This window comes from Cryobacterium sp. Hh38, assembly GCF_004403235.1.
Taxonomy (GTDB): Bacteria; Actinomycetota; Actinomycetes; order Actinomycetales; family Microbacteriaceae; genus Cryobacterium; species Cryobacterium levicorallinum.
Genome location: NZ_SOHD01000017.1, coordinates 190,546 through 212,035, shown reverse-complemented (window position 1 = coordinate 212,035; position 21,490 = coordinate 190,546). Strand labels below are relative to the sequence as shown.

Sequence of the window (21,490 nt, the reverse complement as noted above, 5' to 3'; positions counted from 1 at the left end):
GCTACGAGTCGAAGCCTAGGCCCACGGCATCGAGCCCCTTAAGCAGCACGTTGCGGCGGCCCCGATTGTGGTCGGCACGATTGAGTGCCCAGCGCGTGGCCTGAATTCCAGCGGATGCGAGCGGCTCCGGTGGGAACGAAAGCGGACGGCCCCGCACCATGGCCAGTTCAGTGCGCTCCGTACTGCGGCCGGCCAGCTGGTCTAGCATGACCTGGGCGGCGAAATGCGTGGCACCAACACCGAGGCCGGTGAAGCCGGCCGCATAACTGATGCGCCCGCCGCGAGCCTGCCCGAAGAAGGCGCAGAACTGCGTGGACGTGTCGATCGCACCGGCCCATTTGTGGCTGAAGCGCACGCCGGCCAGCTGCGGAAACGTCGTGAAGAAGTGGCTGCTGAGCTTCTCGAAGGTCTCCGGTCGGTTCTCGTAGCCGCTGCGCACCTTTCGCCCGTAGTGGTACACGGCGTCGTAGCCGCCAAACAGAATGCGGTTGTCGGCGCTCAGTCGGTAGTAGTGAAACTGGTTGGCGAGGTCGCTCAGGCCCTGCCGATTCTGCCAGCCGATCGCGGCGAGCTGGCTCGCATCGAGCGGTTCGGTCATTAGCACGTAGTCGTAGACTGGAACGGTCGCGAGTTTGTTGCGTTTGAGCAGCGAGGGAAAGACATTGGTGGCGAGCGCGACCTTCTGCGCGGTCACGGTGCCGCCCGCGGTCACTACCCGGGCGCCCTGGGCCGGCAGACGTCGGGCCGTGTCCACGCTCTGCACGAGCGAGTGCTCGAAGATCTCCACTCCAAGGTCGGTCGCCACGCGCGCCAGTTCGGCGGCGAGCTTGCCCGGATGCACGAGGGCGGTGCTGCGCCGGTGCCAGACGCCGGCGAGATAGGTCGGTGACGCGACCTCGGCCCGCACTGCGGACTCGTCGAGAAACACCACGTTTTCGCCGATCGTCTCTTCGCGCAGCCACTCAATCTGATGCTCTTCGATGGCGAGGTCGATGGATCCGGTGCGTTCAAAATCGCAGTCGATGCCGAGGTCTGCCACCGCTCGTTCGATCTCGTCGAGATTCTCGTTGCCCAGTTCGGTCAGTCGGTCGATCTCTTTCGGCCAGCGGCTGCGCCCGTTGTCGTCACCGTGGGTCAGGCTCGCCTCGCAGAAGCCGCCATTGCGACCGGATGCCGCCCAGCCGACCGTGCGCGCCTCCAACAAAAGCACCCTCGCATCAGGGTTTTGCTGCTTGGCCAGCACCGCACTCCACAGTCCGAGGTAGCCGCCGCCAACGATCGCGAGATTGCAGCGCAGGTCGCCGGTGAGCGCTGGATAGCCGGTACGCGGCTCGAGCTCCTCGAGCCAAAACGAGCCCTGGCGTGTTCCCGTGAGCGAGGCTTTAACAACGGATGCCGCTGGCCGGGCCCGGTCGAAAATGGTGCTATTCATGCGTGGCTGCTGGTCATGGGTGGCGTCCTCTCGCGGCGACGATGCCGCCAACTAGTCTGGGCGCCACCAGCCTAGCCGCGCCCACCGACAGGCCGGGGCGCGGAATGTGCGCCCATGCGTGCAGGAGTGCCCCATCGACCAGGCCCGGGCCCGGTCGGATTTCTCGTCACCCGGGCAGGGACATCCGCTTAACGCGATAGTGCCGCTAACGCAAAAGTGCCGCCCCGCAGACGCGGGACGGCACCAGATTAAGCGCTTGGGCTAGATAATCGCGGCGCGAAGGGCGGCAGCAGCTGCGGCCGGGTCTTCGGCGCCGTAGATTGCTCCGCCGGCAACGGCGACCGTTGCTCCGGCGCGCTGCACCGAAGAGATGGTCGACAGGTTCACGCCGCCGGCAAGGGAGAACGGAACCTTGGCGGTCTCGCCCTGGTTGAGCAGTGTGGCGAGCGAGAAGCCGGGCTCGGCCTGCTCGTCGAGTCCAGCGTGCATCTCGACGAACTGGGCACCGAGCGCCGTGACCTCGCGGGCGCGGGTGACCTTGTCGGCAACGCCGATGAGGTCAACGACGATGCCCTTGCCGTGCTTGGTCGCGGCGGCGACGGCTCCGATAATGGTGCTGTCCCCGGCCGTGCCGAGCACGGTGACGAGGTCTGCACCGGCGGCGAAGGCGATGTCGGCTTCGAGCTCGCCGGCATCCATCGTCTTGAGGTCGGCGAAGACGATCTTGTCGGGGTGCGCGTTCTTGATCGCGGTGACGGCGCGCAGGCCCTCTGCCTTGATCAGCGGGGTGCCGAGCTCGATGATGTCGACGTGCGGTGCAACCTGAGCAGCCAGCGTGAGCGCCGCTTCGGTGGTCAGTACGTCCATAGCTACCTGAAGCTTCATGGGATTCTGCTTTCTATTAGTGTTTAAGAGTGGAAAGTTCTTGGAAAGGGTGCGCGCTCTATTCGAGGTTGGCGTGACGCGGCCAGAGCTGTTCGGCCGTGGAACCGCTCGCCTTCCAGAGCGTGTGAAACAGGGCGTCGCCGACGAACAACACCGACTGCTCGAACAGGCCGCCCGAATACTGGGCCGACACCTGCCCGGCGTGGTCCTGCTTGGCAGCCGCGGGAATGACCACGGTCACCGCGGCGAGCCGCCCGAGCGGCGACTCGGGCGCCGTGGTCAGCGCGAGAATGCTCGCCCCCACGCCGTGAGCCGTCTCGGCGGCACGCACAATGGCGCCCGTCGTTCCGGATCCGCTCGCCACCAGCAGCACGTCACCCGACACAATCGCCGGGCTGGTCACCTCGCCCACCACGTGCACGTCGAGGCCGAGGTGCATGAGTCGCATCGCGGTCATCTTCAGTGCCAGCCCGGAGCGGCCAGCACCGAGCACAAATACCCGGGGTGCCGCGGCGAGCAGGGTTGCCGCCTCATCCAGTACTGAAGCGGATGCCGATTGCAGCGCCTCGACGACGCGGCCGTTCTCGGCGAAAATGAGGCCGAGGGCATCCGCTGCCAGTGGGGTGGTTGTCGTTTCGGTCATGATTCCATGTTCCACTCCTTCGAGTGGGAATGCTGCCCGCCAAACGAGCGGTTTTCCTACCCAAACGGATGGCTCTGGGTGGGCTCCGAGGATGGCCCGGGTAGGCTGGGGGCATGACTTCCGCTCCATCTAACCCCGGCGTGCGCGCCACCGCCACTGAGGCCGCTGCGCGCAGCACGGCCGCCGCCCTCCGGTCTGATGCTGCTACCGGAGCAGCCGAACCGGCCGCGTCATCCGCCACGACCGCAAAACGCTCGACGCTCCCCGCAAACTCCCCGGTTCAAACAGCGCGCAGCGCAGCCGCCGAACGTTCCAAACTCATCGCCGACCTCACCGACGCACACGCCACCACGCTGGAATCCCTGCTTGCTGTGCTGCGCTCCGGCAGCACGAGTGACACCGCCGCCCGACAGAAGGCCACCGAACTCGCCGCCGCCGCGATGGTCGCCCTGCGCGCGGTGAGCGACCTCGATCGCAGTCTCACCGAGGAACCCGTCGCCCGCGCCTTCGAACGTCTCAGGAACGACCTGCGCCCGCTCGTGCGCTTCGGCGACCTCGACGTGCAGTTCATCGAGCCGCCGGTGAACGGTCGGGCATTGCCCGGCGAGGTCGCCCACGAAGCCCGCGCCATCGTTCGCGGCGCCGTACTCGCCCTCGTCGAACAGGCCGGGGTCGCGCGGGTGCGCGTGCAGTGGGACTGCGACGGAAGTAACCTGCTCATCCGCATTCGGGACGACGGTCCGGGCAACCTCGATGCCGAGGTTCCGAGCGTGCGTCAGCTCGCCGCCCGCGTCGTCGCGCTCAGCGGCACACTCAACGTGGAGGCCACCGCCGGCTGGGGCTCCGAGATGGCCGTGTCGCTGCCGCTCGACGCGCCCACGGCATCCGTCACCACCGCCGCGGCCTGGGGCCTCAGCCCACGCGAACGCGGCGTGCTCGAACTCGTCGCCTCTGGGGCGCGCAACAAGGCCATCGCACAGGCCCTGACCATCAGCGAGAACACAGTGAAGTTTCACGTGGCCAACCTGCTGCGCAAGGTCGGTGCCTCGACCCGCGTCGAGCTGGCCGCCCTCGCTCGCTAAGCGGATGCCCAGCGCCAGCTATGCCTGGCACCCGCAGACTCGGGCGCCAGTTCCCGGTCATAGCGCCAGCGATGCCCGGAGCGATGGCCCCCAACGGGCGCGGTGACCGCGACCCCGGTAGGACCCGAGCGCGCAACCAGCGCTAGGGTGAAGGAGTCAGAAGACACACCAACCACGGGAGCGCGCACCAGCGAGCTGAGAGGACGGCCAGGGCCGTCGACCGTTGAACCTGTCCGGGTAATGCCGGCGTAGGAAGTTCGAAACCAATGCGCACAATTGATGAAACAACCATGTCAAAAACGGTCACGACCGGCCCGATCCAGGGCAGCAGCAAACGCTACGAACCGGTAAAGGACTGGCCCGGACTCGAAGTTCCCGTTCGCCGGGTGAACCTCAGCAACGGCGAACACTTCGACCTGTACGACACGTCCGGCCCGTACACCGACGAGACGGCCACCATCGATCTCGAGACGGGGCTGCCGCAGACTCGGGCCGGGTGGGAGCATCCGCTGCCCATCGATGGCGCTGCCACCCAGCTGGTCTGGGCCCGCGCCGGCATTGTCACGCCGGAGATGGCCTACATCGCCGCGCGCGAGGGCGTCTCGGTCGAGCTTGTCCGCGACGAGGTGGCGCGCGGCCGGGCCGTCATTCCGGCCAACCACAAGCATCCGGAGAGCGAGCCGATGATCATCGGCAAGGCCTTCACCGTGAAGATCAACGCGAACATCGGCAACTCGGCGGTGACCTCGTCGATCGCCGAAGAGGTCGAGAAGATGGTCTGGGCGGCCCGCTGGGGCGCCGACACCCTGATGGATCTCTCCACCGGCAAGGACATTCACCTCACTCGGGAGTGGATCATGCGCAACTCGCCCATTCCGGTGGGCACCGTTCCGCTCTACCAGGCCGTTGAAAAGGTCAACGGCGACCCGTCGCTACTCACCTGGGAGATCTACCGCGACACCGTGATCGAGCAGTGCGAGCAGGGCGTCGACTACATGACCGTGCACGCCGGCGTGCTGCTGCGCTACGTGCCGCTGACCGCCAACCGGGTGACCGGAATCGTCTCGCGCGGCGGCTCGATCATGGCCGCCTGGTGCCTCGCGCACCACCAGGAGAGTTTTCTCTACACCCACTTCGTGGAGCTGTGCGAGATTCTGCGCCGCTACGACGTGACCTTCTCGCTCGGCGACGGCCTGCGCCCCGGCTCGATCGCCGACGCGAACGACGAGGCCCAGTTCGCGGAGCTGCGCACCCTCGGTGAGCTGACGAAGGTCGCGAAGTCCTACGGAGTGCAGGTGATGATCGAGGGCCCCGGCCACGTTCCGATGCACAAGATCGTTGAAAACGTGGCGCTCGAGGAGGAACTCTGCGAGGAGGCCCCGTTCTACACGCTCGGCCCGCTCGCCACCGACATCGCTCCGGCCTACGACCACATCACGAGCGCGATCGGCGCGGCCATCATCGCCCAGGCCGGCACCGCCATGCTCTGCTACGTCACGCCCAAGGAACACCTCGGCCTGCCCAACCGCGACGACGTGAAAACCGGCGTGATCACCTACAAGATCGCCGCGCACTCCGCCGACCTGGGCAAACAGCATCCGCGCGCCCAGGAACGCGACGACGCCCTCAGTCGGGCCCGGTTCGAATTTCGTTGGACCGACCAGTTCGCGCTCTCGCTCGACCCGGACACCGCGCAGAGCTTTCACGACGAGACGCTGCCGGCCGGCCCAGCCAAGGCCGCCCACTTCTGCAGCATGTGCGGTCCCAAGTTCTGTTCCATGCGTATTTCAGCGGATGTTCGGGTGTACGCCGAAGAGAACGGCCTCACCAGTCTCGAGGCCATCGAGGCGGGAATGGCCGAGAAGTCGGCCGAGTTCACCCGTCTGGGCAGCTCGGTCTATCTACCGCCGCGGGTGCTCTGATGACGGTCATTTTCGACAAGCGGATGCCCACCGGGCACTCCCACGGTCGCCGCTTCCGGGGTCGCCGGTGCCCGGATCGCTGGCGCCGCGAGCAGTTGTGAACGACCGGTCGCGAAGGACCTTCGCTACTCCAGCCCGTTCGCCCGCGCGACCCAGCCAGCCAGGCCAGGCTCGGCTTGGGCGTGCGAACGAACGTCTCGTGGTCGACCTCGATGAGCCCTAATGTCGGCCGGAATCCGCTCGCGCACTCGTAGTTGTCGAGGGCGCTCCAGTGCTCGTAGCCGAGCACCTCGATCCCGTCCTTGACGAACGCGCCCACGCCAGCCCATCCGCGACAAACCAGACCGGAGCAGGGTTTTCCCATGGTCCCGCGGTCAGAATTCCGCACATGACTCCCGCGAATGTAACGCTGCGTCTGGTGCGTCCCGACGACGGGGAGAAGCATCCGGGCACCACACGGCACAGGCGTCCCTCGCCTCGCACCCTGTTCCAACGCCGCCGCAAAATTCTGATCCCATTGGCCATCGCCTGGCTCGTGATGGCTGCCCTGGCTGGCGTGCTGCTGCTCACCGGTACGAAGCCGAGCACCCCGTTCGGCGATACGGCCGCCGTGCCCGGCGGACTCGCCCGCATCAGCGCGATCATCCCGCTCGAAACCGATGGCTGGGTGCCGGCGACCGCCGCCGATCTGCTCTCCAGCCCGGTGCAGCCCGGGGCCCACCGCGTGCGCATTCTGCTCGAACTGACCGAAACGGATGCCTCCGGCCTCGCCTTTCGCGCCGCCGACTACTCCCTGTCCGGACTCGGCGCGCGGTCCACCGCGCTCTGGGTCGACCCGGCGGAGCAGAGCGGAGCATCCGTTCAAGCCACCCTCGTTTTCGAAATCCCCAATCAGGTCATTGCCCTCGTCCTGGACGGGCCTCAGGGGGCCAGCCTGTCCCTCGGAACCGGGCATCATACCAACTCCTGAAATGATCCCCGAAATTGGGGGTAATTTCCTAGTCCACCCGCGGCTTACCCCGGCTTGGGCAAACAGGCATCATTGTCGCATTCCAACAGTGGAGGTCGTTATGACAATGGAATCGGAAACCCGAGTGCAGCCAGCCAGCGCGCCCGTCGCACACCTCAGCGTTCAACTCTTCGGCAACCTGACCATTCGATGCGGCCCCGTTGTTCTGCACGCCCACCAACTCGGCGGACCGAAACCACGCCAGATCCTGGAGATTCTTCTCGTACACGTTGGCCTCCCGGTGTCGAAAGACCACCTGATCGAATTGCTCTGGGGAGCAAACCCTCCAGCCGAAGCCCTGCCCACCCTGGAAAGTTATGTCAGCGTGCTGCGCCGCCACCTGCAGCCCGGTGCGGGAAAGTTCGGGCCGTTGCAGACGACGACCGGCGGCTATGTGTTGGACCGCGACCTGGTCGATGTCGACCTTGAACAGTTCGACGATCTGCTGCAACGAGCCCAGAAAACCAATCCCGAGCTGGCTTACCCCTTCTTACTTCGCGCCCTCGACCTCGCCCAAGCCCCACTGCTCTGCGATGAACTGGTCGCAGCGTGGGCATCGGAGGCGCGGGACCTGCACGAGTCCCGGCTGACCGTCGCCCGCGTTCTGGCGTCCGAAACCGCCGCTGCTCTGCACCGGATCGACGATTCCGTCGATCTCGCCAACCTCGCGATTGCCAATGACCCGCTCAATGAACGAGCCTGGACGGCCCTCATCCTCGGGCTGGAGGCTGCCGGGTGCCACGCCCAGGGCCTGCAGGCCTATGACCGGTGCCGCCATGCCATGCAGAGCGAACTGGGCTGCGCACCCGGCCAGATTCTGCGCTCAGCCCAGCTGCGTCTGCTGCACGCGACGGCCACCGAAGACGGCGACCTTGCCGACGTGCTCTCGGCTTTTCTCGTGCTGCACGAACACCTGGGAGTGCCAGCACCCGATTCTCACCCCCGCACGAGCACACTTCCGCGACCAGAGCCGGTCCCGGATTCCCTCCGAGAGGCCACTGATGTCATCACGTCATTCCTGCGCCGCGCCGTCGCTCGCGCCTGATTCCCGGGTAGTATCACATGGGGGACAAAAACAGCAGGACTCGACGGAATTTCAGGTTCTGCAGATGCTGGTTTCGTCTATCGAGCTAACACAGCTCGGGACTGGGCAGAGAGGTCTCCGCAGATGACCACGCAAATGTCCCCCCTCGAACCTTACTTCCAGGGAACGGCCGTTCAACCGCCGCCGCCCGCCCAGATTCGCATTCTCATCGTCGACGATCACACGACCTTCGCTGAACTGCTCACCGATTCCCTCAACCGCGAGCCTGACCTGTGCAGCGTCGGATCAGCCAACGACGTCGCAAGCGGTATCGCCGCGTGTCTGGAGCTGCGCCCCGACGTCGTCGTCATGGACTATCACCTACCCGACGGCAGTGGGCTCGTCGCGGCCGCGGCCATCCTGGCGCGCGCCCCGCAGACCCGCATCGTCATCCTCACCGGCGACCCGGCCCTCGAGGCCCTCGAACAGGCCGCGGCGATCGGCGTCTGCGCCTTCCTGCCCAAGGACGGTTCGCTCGCCACGGTGCTCGATACCCTCCGGCACGCTCGGATTGGCGGATTCATCGTGCATCCGTCGCTCGTGAGCCTGCTCAGCGCCCGACGCCGACAGCACAACGATGAGATTCCGTTTCCCGAGCTGACCAAGCGCGAGCTCGCCGTGCTCCGCCTCATGGGAGAGGGTTCCGACGTTCGGGCCAACTCCAAGACCCTCGGCATCTCGGAGAACACCTGCCGGGGTTACGTCAAGTCCATCCTCGGCAAGCTCGGCGCACACTCACAACTGGAGGCCGTCGTGATCGCCACTCGACTGGGCTTGGTTCCCGCCCAGCATGTCTAACTCGGCGGCGAAGCCCAGCCGCCTCGACCGAACCCGGTCGGACGAACGTTCCGAGGTGCGGTCGGCGGTGGGTCGGTTCATCACCGTCGGCGTCATCGCCATGATGATCATCGCCGTGCCGGCCGCACTCTGGGTTCGCGCTGAATCCATGAGCAACGCCATGGACAACGCCATCCAACAGGCTCAACGCCTCGCCGACTATTCCATCGGACCGCTCATTACCGACGACCTCCTCGCGGGGTTGCCCGGATCGACCCGTCGGCTGGACGACCGCCTGGCTCCCCGCATCTCCGACGGATCGATTGTGCGCATCAAGGTCTGGGATTCCGGAGGGCGAATCGTGTACTCCGACTTCCCGGCATTGGTCGGCCAGGTCTTCGACCTGCCGAGCTTTGCCCCTGAACTCCTGGCCGGAGGCAAGGGGCATGCAAACCTCGGCGTGCAGGACGGCGCCGAGAACGCGCACGAATCCCAGGCCGGCGAATTGGTCGAGGTGCACGTGCGCACCACGGCGGCCAACGGTCAGGTCGTAATTTTGGAGGCGTACTTCAATGACGACGGGGTCCGTGACGAGCAAAACGCACTCGTGGTCGGGCTGATTCCCACCTTCCTGCTGTCCCTTGGAGCCCTTCAAATGGCCCAGCTCGTGCCGGCGATCCAGCTGGCCCGGCGCATCCAGGGTCACCAGTCAACGAAACGCCGCCTCCTGCAGCACGCGATCGACGCCTCCGACCTGGAACGCCAGCGCATTGCCCGTGATCTGCACGACGAAGTCATTCAAGATCTGGCCGGCCTGTCCTACGCCCTCGAAGCCGAGGAAATGCATTCCACCCCCGAGAATCGGGCGCTCTTCGGCCAGGCCAAGGCCATCCTGCAAAAAAACGTGCGCACCCTGCGCGCTATGACGACCGAGCTCTACCCACCCGATCTGGCCGAACTCGGACTGCTGGCCGCCCTCACCCGGCTGGCCGCCCCGCTGCTCGAGCACGACATCGAGGTCAAACTGCATATTCCCCCCGACTGCGATCTCGACCGGGACCGCTCGGCGATGTTCTATCGGGTGGCCCGCGAGGTGCTCGCCAACACCGTGAAGCATGCCAAGGCCGGCACCGTCGAGCTGACGCTCATGCAAGATACCGATCGCACCATCCTGCTCATCCATGACAACGGCTGCGGCTTCGACATGGCCGCGGACGCACCCGAGAATCACATGGGTCTGCGCATCATGCGCGACACCATCGAGGTCGCCGGCGGCACCCTCGAAGTGCGCTCCTGGGTGGGCGGTGGTACCTCCGTCATGGCTACTCTGGATCGGGTCGTTCCGGTTCGAACGCGCTAGCCCGAAGTCCGCGCCGCCGCTGCACCAGACTCCAACCGGCGAGCAGCACCGTCACGCCCAGCACCACCGCGAGTCCGATCCAGTAGGCCAGCCACGGTCCCAACGGTGTCGAGTCAACCTCGGCCCCGGCCACCGGCGCATCGCTCACCACCTCATGCGAGGTTCCGCCAGCCAAGACCACCGGCTGTGGGATCGGTTCGGCGGCGATGTCAACGCCCGCCCCGCCGGGAGTGCCGGCCAGGACAGCCACCCGCCGGGGTGTGGTGCCGGCCGGGCGTGCCATCGCGCTGCGCACGGAGTCCACCATTTCGTCGCCCAACAGTGTCCCGAGGTAGCTCACGCCCAAGGTGTCGGCGCCAGCCGTGGTCTCGTAGTTTCCCAGAGCATCAGAGAGGATGCCTTCACGCGCAATAGCATCGGCCAACGCCCCCGGGTCGGTCGCGTCCACCTCGAAGACGAGATCGTGCACCAGAACGGTCAGCACGAAGTACTGCGCGGGTTGGGTGGCCGTCGATGCATCGATAAGGCCGCGCGCGTCGTCTTCGGTCGACCCCGCCGGCAGCAGCAGGGTCAGCTGGGGCACGGCCTGCTCCAGCACCCCGGCCGGCAACACATCGGGGGAAATCTCGGCGAGCCTGAGGTTGGCACCGTCGGCATGCTGGTCCACGCCGGCGCGCAACGTGGGCAGATCGGCATCCGCTTTCGTATGTATCGCGAGTACGACCCGGCGTTGCACCAGTGGTCCGTCGTAGTTGACCAGGGGTCGGCCATTGCCAATTTCGCTGCGTGAAGCGGATGCCGCGGCTGGCCTAGTCGAGGTGCTGGTCGTGCCAGGCGGGGCCGAGGCCGAGGCCGAGGCCCAAGCCGTGCAGCCACTCAGCACTCCAGCCGCCAGTAAACCAGCGTTGAGCAGAGCGAGCAGCCGCACCGCCGAGGTCGGACGGGTCGCGTGAACCATCAGGTGCCGGCTGGCAGCCCCGGCAGGTACACCGGCGGGTAGGCATTCATCGGCATCGTGTCCCAATAGGCGGGATCGGAGGAGATCGGGTCGTTCACCCGGGAGTCTCCCACCGCGAATTGCGCCATCATGTCATGGTCCTCGTGCACCAGGTTGTGGCAGTGAATCATGTAGCGGCCGCCGGCCTCCGGCCCGGTGTCGAACTGCATGAGCGCCGTGATCGACTCGTTCTCGCCGACGTAGAAGACGTCCTTCGGCCCGTTTTCCCAGACGAACGGCTTGCCGCCGTTGGTGTTTCGGCCGACGATCTTGGCATCGATCAGGTGAATGTGCACCGGGTGGAACCAACCGCCGGAGCCGTTGGTGATGGTCCACTGCTCGACATCGTAAGGCTGCGGGTTCGCGAACAACTGGGTGAAGCGGGAGGCCACGACGTCGTCCCAGGTCGTGCCATTGATCTTCCAGACGCCATTCACCTTCTCCACCTTGAGGCTGCGTTTGACTTTGGCCATGGCAGGGGTGAGGCTCATCGTGGCGATCCCGCCCTGGTGCGGGTTGACAGAGCCGCCGTCATCGAGCGTTGCCGGAATCGACGTGATGCCGCCCAGGTTCGACCCGGAATCAGCACCGACCTCGAACTGCATGATCTTGTTGGTGTTGACGAAGTTGACGTTGTTCTTGTTGCTCAGATTCAGCAGGCCGATCTTTTGCCCGACCCGATACTTGCGAAAGTCGATCAGGATCTCGTACCGCTCTGCCGTGCCGTGGCGCCAGGAGGCGACGGGCTGAACGATGGGCACCATCCCGCCATCAGTCGCGACGATGTAGACCGGGTCGCCGGTCGACAAGGTTGGGCGATAGGACCGCGAAATGGAGGCGACCAGCACGCGAAAGCGGTAGATGCGTGGCTTGACCTTCATGGTCGGCCACGGCACCCCGTTGACCAGGATGATGTCGCCGTAGAGGCCGCTGTGCAGCCGGTCGTTGTATCCAAGCGATCCGTCGGCGTTGAACATGGCGTCGGAGATCATCAGCGGTACGTCGAACTCCCCCTGGGGGAGTTGCGCACTCTCATAGCTGTCGGTCAGGGGGTAGAACGCGGCCAGTCCCGAATAGACGTTCTGGGCGGTGAGGTGCTGATTATGGTCGTGGTACCACAAAGTGCGGGCATTCTGCCAGTTCGGATATCGGTAGGTCTTGACGTTGCCGGGCGCCGTCGAGTCGTTCGCATAGCCGTCGTACTGTGGCAGCGACGCCGAGCCGTGCAGGTGGGTCACGGTGCGGAAGGCGCTGGGATGTAGCAGGCCTTTGGCCGGCAGTGCGTTGCGAATGCGCACCTCGCACCGGGTGCCCTGCCTAGCCCGAATGGTCGGCCCTGGGAAGATGCCGTTGTAGCCGGCGATCGTGGTCGACAGGCCCGGCACAAACTGCGCCTGGCCAAGTTTTTGGGTGAGTGCGTACCGGGCGAATGGGCGGTCGGGGTCACCCTCGTCGAAACCGGTTTGGTACGGGGCCAGCACCGGCGGGCGGCGAAAGACGCCGGCGTAGGGCACCGGCATATTCGCGGGGGCGAGCTGGCTTTGAGTGGGCAGCGGCACGATCGGAACGTCATTGTCATTCCCTTCCATGCTGGCCAGACCAAGCGCACCGAAGGCGCCGAGCTGGAGAACTTCCCTGCGTGATGTCATTTCTCTCCTCAAGGCTTTGTGCTGTTCAGCTGTAGTGGTGGGACCGGCCGGCGACTGGATTCAGTCGCCGGCCGGGTGAAGCGGATCAGGTCGTTCTTAGAGCACGGTGCCGGTCGTGAAGGTCCACGTACCCGTCACCAGGGGGTTTCCGATCAGATCTCGAACGCTCGTGGTACCACCGGTGATGGTCACCCGGTATTGAACATTGGAGGTCAGGGTCACCGAGGGGTTGATCGTCAACACGTTGGTGGTGGCGTTGAACGCCGCCGCCGATGTGACAACCGCGCCGGTGGAGACCCGGGTGATCTGAACCGTGGTCGCGCTGACTCCGGTGATGTCTTCGCTGAAGGTCGCGAGCACGTTGGCGTTCCGGCGCACCCCGGTGGCTCCCGAAGCGGGAGTTCTCGTGGTGATCGTCGGAGCCGGGCCGGTGATGAACGACCAGGTACTTGTCGCCATCGTGTTGCCGGCCGCGTCCCGAATGCCCGACAGAGTAGCCGTGTAGCTGCGGTCGGCGAGCAAAGTCGCACTCGGGTTCAACGTCGCGACCCGAGTCGTGGCATTGTACGAAACCAGCGCCGGAACCACCGTGGTACCGAGCCGCAGCACGAACGTCGTTCCGCTGACCCCAGCGACAGGTTCACTGAACGTTGCCGTCAGATTGCCGGTCTGGCTGACCGAGCGAGCACCGGAGGCCGGCGTGCGTGCGATCACCGTGGGGAGCACGAACTCCGTGCGCGGTGTGACCGCGACCGAACGAGCGGAAGCCGCTCCGGTGCCGACCGCGTTCATCGCGGCGACATCGAAGGTGTACCCGGTTCCGTTGGTCAGCGACCCGATCACCGTGCTGGTGACGTTGGCCACCGTCGCGGTGGCAACAGCCGTTGCTCCCGTTCCGACGAAGGTGCGCACCCGGTAGCCCGTGATCGGTGCCTGGTTGGCCACCGGTGCCGGGGCGGCCCAGTTCACTGTCGCCGATGCGTTACCGGCAACCGGGGTTCCGATCACGGGAGCTCCAGCTACCACCTGCACCACCGGGGCGGTCGGGGTGACTACCACTGACCGGGCCGAGGCCGCTCCGGTGCCGACCGCGTTGATCGCGGCGACGTCGAAGGTGTACCCGGTTCCGTTGGTCAGAGCGGTAATCGTGACGGTAGAGACGTCAGCGACCAGCGAGGTTCGGAACACCGTGGCGCTCGTTCCTTCGTAGGTGCGAACCAGGTAGCCCGTGATTGTCGCTTGGTTGGCCACCGGCGTCGGGGCCGTCCAGTTCACGGCCACCTGGGCGTTACCGGCGACCGGGGTTCCGATCGTCGGAGCATCGGCGACCACCTGCACCACCGGTGCCGACGGAGTCACCGCGTTGGACGGTGCCGAGAATGCGCTCGTCCCCTCCGCATTGGTCGCCGATACCTGGAAGGTGTAGCTGGAGCCGTTGTTCAGCCCGGTGACAACCAGGTTGAACGCGGTTCCGGCTGCGGTGCGGAGTGCACCGAATTGGCCTCCGAACGCGTCGAGCACCTTCACCGAGAAGCTGGTGGCGATGCCGGTCGGCGACGCGGTCCAGTCCACGGTTGCCTGCCCGTTGCCGGCAATGGCAGCACCGATGGTCGGGGTTCCCGGAGCCACGGTGTCGCTGAACTGCAGGCGTTCGATGTTGCGCAGGGTGTCTGTACCGTCGGTACCGCGGTTGTCGTGCACCGTTGTGGTCGATCCGGCAGACCCGAGCGTGCCGTCGCCGCCGGTGGTGGTGACTTCGTAATCGCTGGTCAGTCCTGAGAGCTGCGCCGTGTCGGTTCCGCCAGATCCGTACAGGATCTCGCGGACAGCCACGATGTTGCCCGGGTTGACCGCGCCGGCGAAGACAGCTTCCTGCAGCGTCGGCCCGGTGAGCCCACCGGCGCCGTCGGAGAGGTACTGGCTGGTCATTGCACTCTGGTTCGTGCCGTTGATGCTGGCACTGCCGATCTCCGTCGCCGGATCGTTCGGGTTGGTCCGAACGCTCAGTCGAAGGCTGAGGTACGCGTCACCGTCGATGATGTCGTCGGCTCCTCGTCCCTCGATCAGGTCGCTTCCGCCGCCGCCGAGGAGCACGTTGCCGGCGCCCCAGACGTTCGGGCCGGTCAGGATCGGGCAGTCACCCTGTGCCGACAGTGCGACAACGGATGCCAGCGTGGTCGTGAATTCCGGAATCAGCGCGTCGAAGCCCGCAATGCGGTCAACTCCGGCCTGGTCCAGAACGTCACAGCCGATGAAGCCGCCGCCACCCACAGCACCGGGAACAATGTCGTCACCACGCAGGATGTCATTCAGCTTCCAGCCGGAAAGTGCCTCGACTTCATTGAACTTGTCGCGCACACCGACCTGCAGAATGTCGAGGGGCGCGATCGGCAGGGCCAGATCGGCGTCCTGCGCCTGCGGGTCACCCTGGCCGGTCGACCAGTCGTAGCCGGACCCGCCAGCGTTCTTTTCGATTCCCGGACCGGCAACGCCAATGTCGTCGCCACCCTCCATGTCGTAGTCGTCATCGCCGCCCTGGCCGATCATGAAGTCGTGACCGGGCTTCTGTGAGTCGTCCAGGAAGAACAGATTGCTACTGTCTCCGATCATGAGGTCGGGTTGGTTGCCGCCCTCTTCCCAGTCGTCGCCACCGTCACCGAAGGCCGCGTCGAGGCTTTCACCGAGAATGATGAAGTCGTCGTCGGCGCCGCCGAAGGTTTCGTTGGCATTGGCTCCACCGTTGGTGAAGTCCTTGCCCTCGCCACCCATGATGATGTCGAGTCCGGGACCGGCGTCGATCGCGTCGTTACCGGGGCCACCCTTGGGCACGTCGTCTCCGGCAAGGTCGGTGATGATGTCGTCACCTTCACCGCCGAGAGCCACGTCGGCTCCGCCACCACCCTCGATGACGTCGTTGCCGAGGCCACCCCAAAAGGTGTCGTTGTCGTTGCCGCCGAATACCCGATCCACTTGGGCGGTGCCGTTGTAGACCGCCTGGCCGTTGATGCCGGTCGGGTCGACCGTGTTGCGGGCACGGTACTTGATCGTGCCGTCGGGCATGCGAATCAGCAGCGCTGTCTCGTCACACTCGGACTGCGGGTCGTTGGCGACGGTGTTGCCCGAAGCCGCGAAGCCTGCGACGGTTCCAGCCAGGTTCTTCAGCTCGAACTTGCAGTCGGCCGTGGCGAAGGGGTCCGCTTTGAGCGAATGCGCGTTCGTGTTGCGCATCATCAATTCAGCAAACGAGTTGCCCTCCAGCTGGGTGCGCAGGTTCATGCCGGGCGTGCGGGCCAGGTAGTACAGCCGATCACCGTTTTGCAGGTCGGTCATCTGGTTCTCGAACACGTAGTTGAACGTCGTGCCGAGCAGGCCACCGAACGGCGTGGTCATCTCCGCGAGTCCGCCGACCCAGAGGTCGACCTCGTCGAGACCGGTGATCGAGTGCGTGCCCGAGTTGGCCCACGCTCCCGTGCTGTTCATGAAGTCCATGGCCCCGTCCGGAGAAACTTCCAAGGCGAGGGCATCGGGGCTCACGATCAGTCGCGCGGCGTCGCGCTTGCCGTCGAGCGTGGTCGCGCCCGTGATGGTGGGGAACTGACCATAGGCGGCCACGAAGTTGATCAGCGATTCCGGGTGCTTGAGGTTCTCTCCGAAGTCGATCCAGTTCGTGTAGGGCTTGAGCGCCCCGTCGTTGGTCCTGTTGAACAGGTCGCGGCGGAACACGTTCAACCGCGGCACGCCCTCAGAACGCGCACGGGTCATGTTGATCGCTGCCAGGTCGAGCGGTAGTCCCAGCAGGTTGTTGCGCAGGGTATCGGTGACGAATTCGTCGAGCTCGTTACCAACCTGGTCACTCATGCCCATGATGATGCTGCCGGCGGCTTGCTCCGAGGTTAATTGTCCCTCCGGTCCGCCGTCGGTATACGCAGGCGGGTTGAGGAACCCGTCGAGCAGAGAGATGTTGTTCTGGCTGCCCAGAACGTCATCACCAGTACCGAACAGGCCGTCAACGCCGGGCTTGTCCTCGTTGAGACGCGAAATCGTCTCGGTCAGCATGGAGTGACCGAAGCGGTACACGGCGTGGGCGAACTCCGCCTTGACCGCCGGGTTGATCTCGGTCTGGGTGAACGCGAACGGTTCGAACGGGTTGATACCAGGCTGCACCTTGCGCGCGAATTCCTCGAACACGAGGTGCTGGTACTCCATCTCGTTGACGAAACGGGCCGCCTGGAACAGGCGTTCACCGTTCCAGCCGGCGGCTCCGCTGGCCAGCTTCCACTCGGCCAGGGCCGCAACGCCCTTGGCAGAAGTGTCGTTGGTCAGGGTGTTCTCGATAGCGTCCACCAGGCGGTCGTGCTCCGAGTGGAAGACCTGGTGAATGGCGGTCAGGCCGATGTTCTCGTTGACGCGACCGTCTCCGGCGATGAAGTGCGCGTTGAGCATTTCATCGTCGTAGGTTCCGGCCGGCTGGCTGGCGAAGTCAGCGGATGCAGTCGAGTTACCGTCCGGGGTCAGTCCGGCTTTCGGCTCCGCGTTGTGCGCGATGTCGGTGAGGAACGGGGTGTTGAAGTACAGCACGTTGCTCGGAACGGCCACGGGGTTCGCCGGGTCACCCTCGACCAGGCCGGTCGCGGTGGCATACTGCGGCATTCCGCGCAGCGGTCCCGGGATGAACTTGCCGTAGGCATCCACTGCCAACATCGGAATGTTGGTGACGTTCTGGTCGACGAGCAGGAGTCCGAGCACGTTCGCGGCCTGGGCCTTGGCGGTCGCCCAGGTGGCCATACCGCCAGCTGTGGGTCCGGCCGGTCCGCCGAGCAGCTTGCCGGTGGCAACCGGTCGATTTCCCTCGGTGACGTACTCGCGCAGAAATACCTGGTGCGAGGCGTGCGAGGAGTAGGTCTGGCTCTGGTCGATCCAAGGCGAGTTAGTGTTGAGGGCATCCCGAATGTCGTCGGCGCTCTCATCGGCCGGGGTGGACGGGTTATCGCCCGCGACGCCGTCGGCTCCGGGCTGGTTCTGGCCGCGGGTCAGCACCATGAAGCGCAGGTTCGGGTCGAGGTCGTCAGCGTTGCCGAACACGTGGTCCGGCCCGGCGACCAGCGGGTCATCGGCCTGCAAGGGCACGAAGACGGTGCCGCCGCCCTTGACCGTCTGGTCAATGCCATGGTCGAAGAACTGGCCGAACAGGGTGAACAGGGAGTTGTATGGCGGCGAGAGGCCGACGTCGGTCGTCACATTCGGCATGAACAGCGTCTCGTGGGAGGGGATACAGCCGGCGGGAACGCCGAACGGCACGTCCGGGCTCGGGTCGGTCGTGCAGGCCACAACGCCCTCATTGCCCTGGGTCCGCACCGGGTTTCCGGCGGCAGCGATGGCGGCCGGGTTGGTCGAGGTCTGATCGACGATCAAATTGCTGACCGTGCGCGGCTCCGAGTCGAAGACGAGGCCCTTTTTCTGGGCGTAGGAGGTCGGGTTCGGCGGTCCGAAGCCGGAGGGAGTGACATCCGCTGCGGAGAAGACCGGCGTCGCCAGGCGCGGGAAGACCTGGTCGGCGGCGCCGAACTGATCCTGGCCGGGCTGCAGGTTGTTGCAGGAACCGTCGACGGTACGCAGGCCGAGCGAGAGCAACGGGCTGGCGATTTGGTTGGGGCCCGTTCCGACCAGGGCGCCACAGGGGCCGGTGGTCGAAGTGGTGTTGGCCACGTGGGCTTCAGCAATCTTGATCTGCTTGAGAATGTAGGCGAGGTCAGAGGCCGTCACGGCGAATCCCTGGCCGACCGGGGCGACGGCGGCCTGGGCCGGGAGGGCGGCCGACAGGCCGAGTCCGGTGTAGAGCACGGCAGCCATGCCGGCGGCGAGTATGCGCATGGGCTTGCCGAGAACCCGCTTGGGTCTTGCACTGTCCTGGAAAGGTGGATTACCTCGCATTCCGCTGGAATTGCAGTTGCTGCGAACGATTCCCTTACCTTCGAACCTGCTCATGACGTACCTATCTCTTCAGGATGAGCGAACGCTGCAAGAGTGCTGTGCGGGCCTTATGGAAACCTTGTGCATACGCCGGTATGTCCATCCACCGTCTCCCGCGTTCCGGGCCCGGGCCCCGACCGTCTTCTCGCGGCGGCGCGACGGCCGCCCACCGTTCCGTGCTAATTTCGCCAGACCATGTCTGATCCGTCTGCACCAGCCGCACTCACCGCCCTCGCCCCGGTTTCCGGCTCCCGGCAAGCGGATGCCCGCAGCCGCGTCGCCGTCGCCGACATCGCCGTCGGCCTGTTCCACACCCAGGGATACGAGGCCACCAGCGCGGCCCAGATCGCCGCCGCCGCCGGGGTGTCCCGCAGCACCTTTTTTCGACAGTTCCGGTCGAAGGACGACGTGATCTTCGCCGATCATGATGAGCTGCTCGAGCAGATCGGCGAGTATTTCACCCGCGAGCACGATGACCCGTGGCTGGCCGTGTGCGACGCTGCCGCGCTTGTTTTCGAGCGATTTCGGGAGCGCCTCGAGGTCGTGCGGGTGCGCGACCGGGTGGTGCGCCAGACATCCGTTCTGCGCGACCGGGAAACGGTCATGGTGTCGCGCTATGAGAAGACCTTTTCGGCCTATCTGCGGCGACGGCTGCCGCAGGTCGATCCGGTGCTGGCCATTCAATTCGCTGCGGCAGTGACGGCCACGCACAATTATGAGCTGCGCCGCATGATTCGCGCTGCCGGAACAGAACGGATGCTGGATTCGGCAGGACTGGCCGCCCACCTGCAGGCGGTACGCACTCGCTTTGCCCCCGGAGGCGTGGCCGCGGCCACCCCGGACAGCGAGCTGCTGGTCGCGGTGTTTCCGGCCTCCGCCCTGCCCGACGACGTCGCCCGGGCGATCGCGGGCCGGTACCAATCGGGCGGCATGTGACACTAAGTGTCACTTGACCTGAAACTCAGTGTCAGGTAGAACTGTAGTCACACCCGCTGCTGCGAAAGGCAATGATGCCCGATTACGATGTGTCCGCCCCGCTTGACACCGACTATTACGGCGTCTTCGCCGATGTTCCCGAGGCGGATCGGGCCTTCTGGGGCAGGGCACGTACCTTTGCGGTGGAGACGCTCGACGAGCTGAGCGAAGCCTGGGACAAAGCGGAGTACCCGCTGCACCTGGCTCGCCGCCTCGGCGCGCTTGACCTGCTCACGGACGGCGTCGAAGGTCCGGGCCTCACTCCCATGTCTCCGCTCGCGGCTGGCCTGGTCAACATGGAAATCTCCCGCGGCGATGGTTCGATGGGCACCGTCGTGGCCGTGCAGGGCGGGCTCGCCCTGCGCAGCATCGCCATGTTCGGCAGCGACGAGCAGAAGGCCACCTGGCTGGTGCCGCTGGCCCGGGCCGAAAAGCTCGGTGCCTTCGCCCTGACCGAACCGGACCACGGCTCGGATTCGGTGGCCTTGGAGACCACCGCCCACCGAGACGGTGACGAGTGGGTGATCAACGGCGAGAAGAAGTGGATCGGCAATGGCTCGGTCGGCGACGTGACCGTGGTCTGGGCCCGCGACGACGACGGCAACGTGCGCGGATTTCTGGTCGATCAGTCCCTGCCGGGCTACCACGGTGAGACGATGCTCGGTAAGGGCTCCCTGCGGGCCGTGCACCAGGCCCGCGTCACGCTGACCGACGTGCGCATTCCGCTGGACGCCGTCCTGCCGGGCACCCACACCTTCACGGACACCGCTGTCGTACTGTTCGCGACCCGGCTCGGTGTGGCCTGGTCGGCTCTCGGACACGCCACTGCGGTGTTCGAAGCCGCCCTCAACTATGCCCAGCAGCGGGTGCAGTTCGGTAAGCCGATCGCCGGTTTTCAGATCGTGCAAGAACGCCTCACTCTCATGCTCTCCGAACTCACCTCGATGCAGTTGCACTGCATGCGCCTGGCCGAACTCGACGCGGCCGGAACGCTGCGCCCGATCCAGGCCAGCCTGGCCAAATTCCACAACACCCGGGCGGCGCGCTCGCTCGCGTCGCTAGCCCGCGACATGCTCGGTGGCAACGGCATCCTGCTCGAAAACCACGTTATTCGGCACCTCGCTGACATCGAGTCAATCCACACCTATGAGGGCACCGAGAGCATCCAGTCGCTGCTCATCGGCCGTGACCTCACCGGGGTCAGCGCCTTCCACTAGCCCCACTTCGGTGCATCTTTCCGGACACAGGAGTCCCGCGTGATTGATACCAAGACCAGCTCGCCCAACGATTCACCGCTCACACCGATGCGATTTCTCCAGCGCAGCGCCGAAGTATTCCCAAACAAGGATGCGATCGTTTACGGCGCTCGGCGCTAGAGCTACCTGGAGTTCGCGCAGGCCGCCGAGGAGCTGGCCCACGCCATCCGCTCGCGTATCACGCCGGGCGACCGGGTTATATTCCTCGCGCCGAATATACCCGAGATGCTAATCGCCCACTACGCCGTTCCGCTGGCCGGCGGGGTGCTCGTCGCGTTGAATTCCCGGCTGGCCGGGCCCGAGGTGACCGCCCCAGTACCCAGGCCCTGTCACGGCCGAAACGCGGCGAACCGGCGTTTTGTCAGCATCTGCCTATAGGTTTAGACGCACAATGGAAGACCCTCCCTCGCATAAACCCTCGCCCGCCACCACCGACATGCCTCTCGATC

General features: G+C 65.6%; 16 protein-coding genes, 1 pseudogene and 1 riboswitch. Of the genes and pseudogenes, 9 read left to right on the top strand and 8 right to left on the bottom strand.

Annotated elements, in window-relative coordinates:
- Position 1 precedes the first annotated feature (1 nt).
- The 3 genes from E3T41_RS06940 to hxlB all read right to left on the bottom strand — a co-directional run bounded on the left by E3T41_RS06940 (position 2) and on the right by hxlB (position 2,960).
- Positions 2-1,432 carry an FAD-binding oxidoreductase gene (locus E3T41_RS06940; protein ID WP_134477855.1) on the bottom strand — a complete coding sequence of 477 codons (1,431 nt, stop codon included), beginning with the start codon at positions 1,430-1,432 and terminating at the stop codon, positions 2-4.
- A gap of 261 nt (positions 1,433-1,693) precedes the next feature.
- Complete coding sequence (hxlA, locus tag E3T41_RS06935) at positions 1,694-2,317, bottom strand: 3-hexulose-6-phosphate synthase (RefSeq protein WP_092448092.1); 624 nt, start codon at positions 2,315-2,317, stop codon at positions 1,694-1,696.
- A gap of 58 nt (positions 2,318-2,375) precedes the next feature.
- Positions 2,376-2,960, bottom strand: a complete 585-nt coding sequence (hxlB, locus tag E3T41_RS06930; protein ID WP_092448091.1) for a 6-phospho-3-hexuloisomerase — start codon at positions 2,958-2,960, stop codon at positions 2,376-2,378.
- Positions 2,961-3,073: 113 nt separating this feature from the next.
- On the opposite strand from hxlB, the gene E3T41_RS06925 reads away from it, so the two are divergent.
- Both E3T41_RS06925 and thiC read left to right on the top strand, forming a co-directional pair.
- Positions 3,074-4,042 carry a response regulator transcription factor family protein gene (locus E3T41_RS06925; RefSeq protein WP_092448090.1) on the top strand — a complete coding sequence of 323 codons (969 nt, stop codon included), beginning with the start codon at positions 3,074-3,076 and terminating at the stop codon, positions 4,040-4,042.
- A 164-nt stretch (positions 4,043-4,206) separates the two neighbouring features.
- Positions 4,207-4,314, top strand: a riboswitch (TPP riboswitch).
- Positions 4,309-5,964 (top strand): phosphomethylpyrimidine synthase ThiC, encoded by a 1,656-nt coding sequence (gene thiC, locus E3T41_RS06920; protein ID WP_092448089.1) that lies wholly within the window; start codon positions 4,309-4,311, stop codon positions 5,962-5,964. (Overlaps the previous riboswitch by 6 nt.)
- On the opposite strand, the gene E3T41_RS18960 is transcribed toward thiC, so the two are convergent.
- The gene (locus E3T41_RS18960) at positions 5,918-6,328 is read right to left on the bottom strand and encodes a family 1 glycosylhydrolase (protein WP_370257222.1); all 411 of its coding nucleotides are present in this window, start codon (positions 6,326-6,328) and stop codon (positions 5,918-5,920) included. The two genes, thiC and E3T41_RS18960, sit on opposite strands and share 47 nt — an antisense overlap.
- A 24-nt stretch (positions 6,329-6,352) precedes the next feature.
- Between E3T41_RS18960 and E3T41_RS18425 the strand changes: the two genes are divergently transcribed.
- The 4 genes from E3T41_RS18425 to E3T41_RS06900 all read left to right on the top strand — a co-directional run bounded on the left by E3T41_RS18425 (position 6,353) and on the right by E3T41_RS06900 (position 10,194).
- On the top strand, positions 6,353-6,934 hold the full coding sequence (locus tag E3T41_RS18425; RefSeq protein WP_233195401.1) for a hypothetical protein: 582 nt from the start codon (positions 6,353-6,355) through the stop codon (positions 6,932-6,934).
- A 100-nt stretch (positions 6,935-7,034) separates the two neighbouring features.
- On the top strand, positions 7,035-8,018 hold the full coding sequence (locus E3T41_RS06910; RefSeq protein ID WP_166791508.1) for a BTAD domain-containing putative transcriptional regulator: 984 nt from the start codon (positions 7,035-7,037) through the stop codon (positions 8,016-8,018).
- A gap of 123 nt (positions 8,019-8,141) precedes the next feature.
- Positions 8,142-8,855 (top strand): response regulator transcription factor, encoded by a 714-nt coding sequence (locus E3T41_RS06905; protein ID WP_092448086.1) that lies wholly within the window; start codon positions 8,142-8,144, stop codon positions 8,853-8,855.
- Positions 8,848-10,194 (top strand): sensor histidine kinase, encoded by a 1,347-nt coding sequence (locus tag E3T41_RS06900; RefSeq protein WP_134477849.1) that lies wholly within the window; start codon positions 8,848-8,850, stop codon positions 10,192-10,194. The genes E3T41_RS06905 and E3T41_RS06900 overlap by 8 nt, the downstream gene beginning before the upstream one ends.
- Here the strand turns inward: E3T41_RS06900 and E3T41_RS06895 are convergent.
- The 4 genes and pseudogenes from E3T41_RS06895 to E3T41_RS18950 all read right to left on the bottom strand — a co-directional run.
- Positions 10,157-11,152, bottom strand: a complete 996-nt coding sequence (locus E3T41_RS06895) for a hypothetical protein (RefSeq protein WP_134477847.1) — start codon at positions 11,150-11,152, stop codon at positions 10,157-10,159. The two genes, E3T41_RS06900 and E3T41_RS06895, sit on opposite strands and share 38 nt — an antisense overlap.
- Positions 11,152-12,840, bottom strand: coding sequence for a multicopper oxidase family protein (locus E3T41_RS06890; protein ID WP_134477845.1), 1,689 nt, complete (start codon positions 12,838-12,840; stop codon positions 11,152-11,154). The genes E3T41_RS06895 and E3T41_RS06890 overlap by 1 nt, the downstream gene beginning before the upstream one ends.
- A 96-nt stretch (positions 12,841-12,936) precedes the next feature.
- On the bottom strand, positions 12,937-15,198 hold the full coding sequence (locus E3T41_RS18955; protein WP_370257236.1) for a fibronectin type III domain-containing protein: 2,262 nt from the start codon (positions 15,196-15,198) through the stop codon (positions 12,937-12,939).
- Positions 15,199-15,576: 378 nt separating this feature from the next.
- Positions 15,577-17,283 (bottom strand): annotated as a pseudogene (locus E3T41_RS18950) (peroxidase family protein); the annotation flags it as partial.
- Between the two features lie 1,722 nt (positions 17,284-19,005).
- Between E3T41_RS18950 and E3T41_RS06880 the strand changes: the two are divergent.
- The 3 genes from E3T41_RS06880 (at position 19,006) to E3T41_RS18420 (ending at position 21,419) form a co-directional block, all read left to right on the top strand.
- Positions 19,006-19,746 carry a TetR/AcrR family transcriptional regulator gene (locus tag E3T41_RS06880; RefSeq protein ID WP_104132934.1) on the top strand — a complete coding sequence of 247 codons (741 nt, stop codon included), beginning with the start codon at positions 19,006-19,008 and terminating at the stop codon, positions 19,744-19,746.
- Positions 19,747-19,820: 74 nt separating this feature from the next.
- The gene (locus E3T41_RS06875; protein WP_241991054.1) at positions 19,821-21,002 is read left to right on the top strand and encodes an acyl-CoA dehydrogenase family protein; all 1,182 of its coding nucleotides are present in this window, start codon (positions 19,821-19,823) and stop codon (positions 21,000-21,002) included.
- 165 nt (positions 21,003-21,167) lie between these two features.
- Entirely contained in the window at positions 21,168-21,419 is a 252-nt protein-coding gene (locus E3T41_RS18420) for an AMP-binding protein (RefSeq protein ID WP_255455268.1), read from the top strand.
- Positions 21,420-21,490: the final 71 nt, after the last annotated feature.

Excerpts from the sequence above, each read along its gene's own strand:
- E3T41_RS06940 (WP_134477855.1), bottom strand. The coding sequence starts at position 1,432 with ATGAATAGCACCATTTTCGACCGGGCCCGGCCAGCGGCATCCGTTGTT.
- hxlA (WP_092448092.1), bottom strand. The coding sequence starts at position 2,317 with ATGAAGCTTCAGGTAGCTATGGACGTACTGACCACCGAAGCGGCGCTC.
- hxlB (WP_092448091.1), bottom strand. The coding sequence starts at position 2,960 with ATGACCGAAACGACAACCACCCCACTGGCAGCGGATGCCCTCGGCCTC.
- E3T41_RS06925 (WP_092448090.1), top strand. The coding sequence starts at position 3,074 with ATGACTTCCGCTCCATCTAACCCCGGCGTGCGCGCCACCGCCACTGAG.
- thiC (WP_092448089.1), top strand. The coding sequence starts at position 4,309 with ATGCGCACAATTGATGAAACAACCATGTCAAAAACGGTCACGACCGGC.
- E3T41_RS18960 (WP_370257222.1), bottom strand. The coding sequence starts at position 6,328 with ATGGGAAAACCCTGCTCCGGTCTGGTTTGTCGCGGATGGGCTGGCGTG.
- E3T41_RS18425 (WP_233195401.1), top strand. The coding sequence starts at position 6,353 with ATGACTCCCGCGAATGTAACGCTGCGTCTGGTGCGTCCCGACGACGGG.
- E3T41_RS06910 (WP_166791508.1), top strand. The coding sequence starts at position 7,035 with ATGACAATGGAATCGGAAACCCGAGTGCAGCCAGCCAGCGCGCCCGTC.
- E3T41_RS06905 (WP_092448086.1), top strand. The coding sequence starts at position 8,142 with ATGACCACGCAAATGTCCCCCCTCGAACCTTACTTCCAGGGAACGGCC.
- E3T41_RS06900 (WP_134477849.1), top strand. The coding sequence starts at position 8,848 with ATGTCTAACTCGGCGGCGAAGCCCAGCCGCCTCGACCGAACCCGGTCG.
- E3T41_RS06895 (WP_134477847.1), bottom strand. The coding sequence starts at position 11,152 with ATGGTTCACGCGACCCGTCCGACCTCGGCGGTGCGGCTGCTCGCTCTG.
- E3T41_RS06890 (WP_134477845.1), bottom strand. The coding sequence starts at position 12,840 with ATGACATCACGCAGGGAAGTTCTCCAGCTCGGCGCCTTCGGTGCGCTT.
- E3T41_RS06880 (WP_104132934.1), top strand. The coding sequence starts at position 19,006 with ATGTCTGATCCGTCTGCACCAGCCGCACTCACCGCCCTCGCCCCGGTT.
- E3T41_RS06875 (WP_241991054.1), top strand. The coding sequence starts at position 19,821 with ATGCCCGATTACGATGTGTCCGCCCCGCTTGACACCGACTATTACGGC.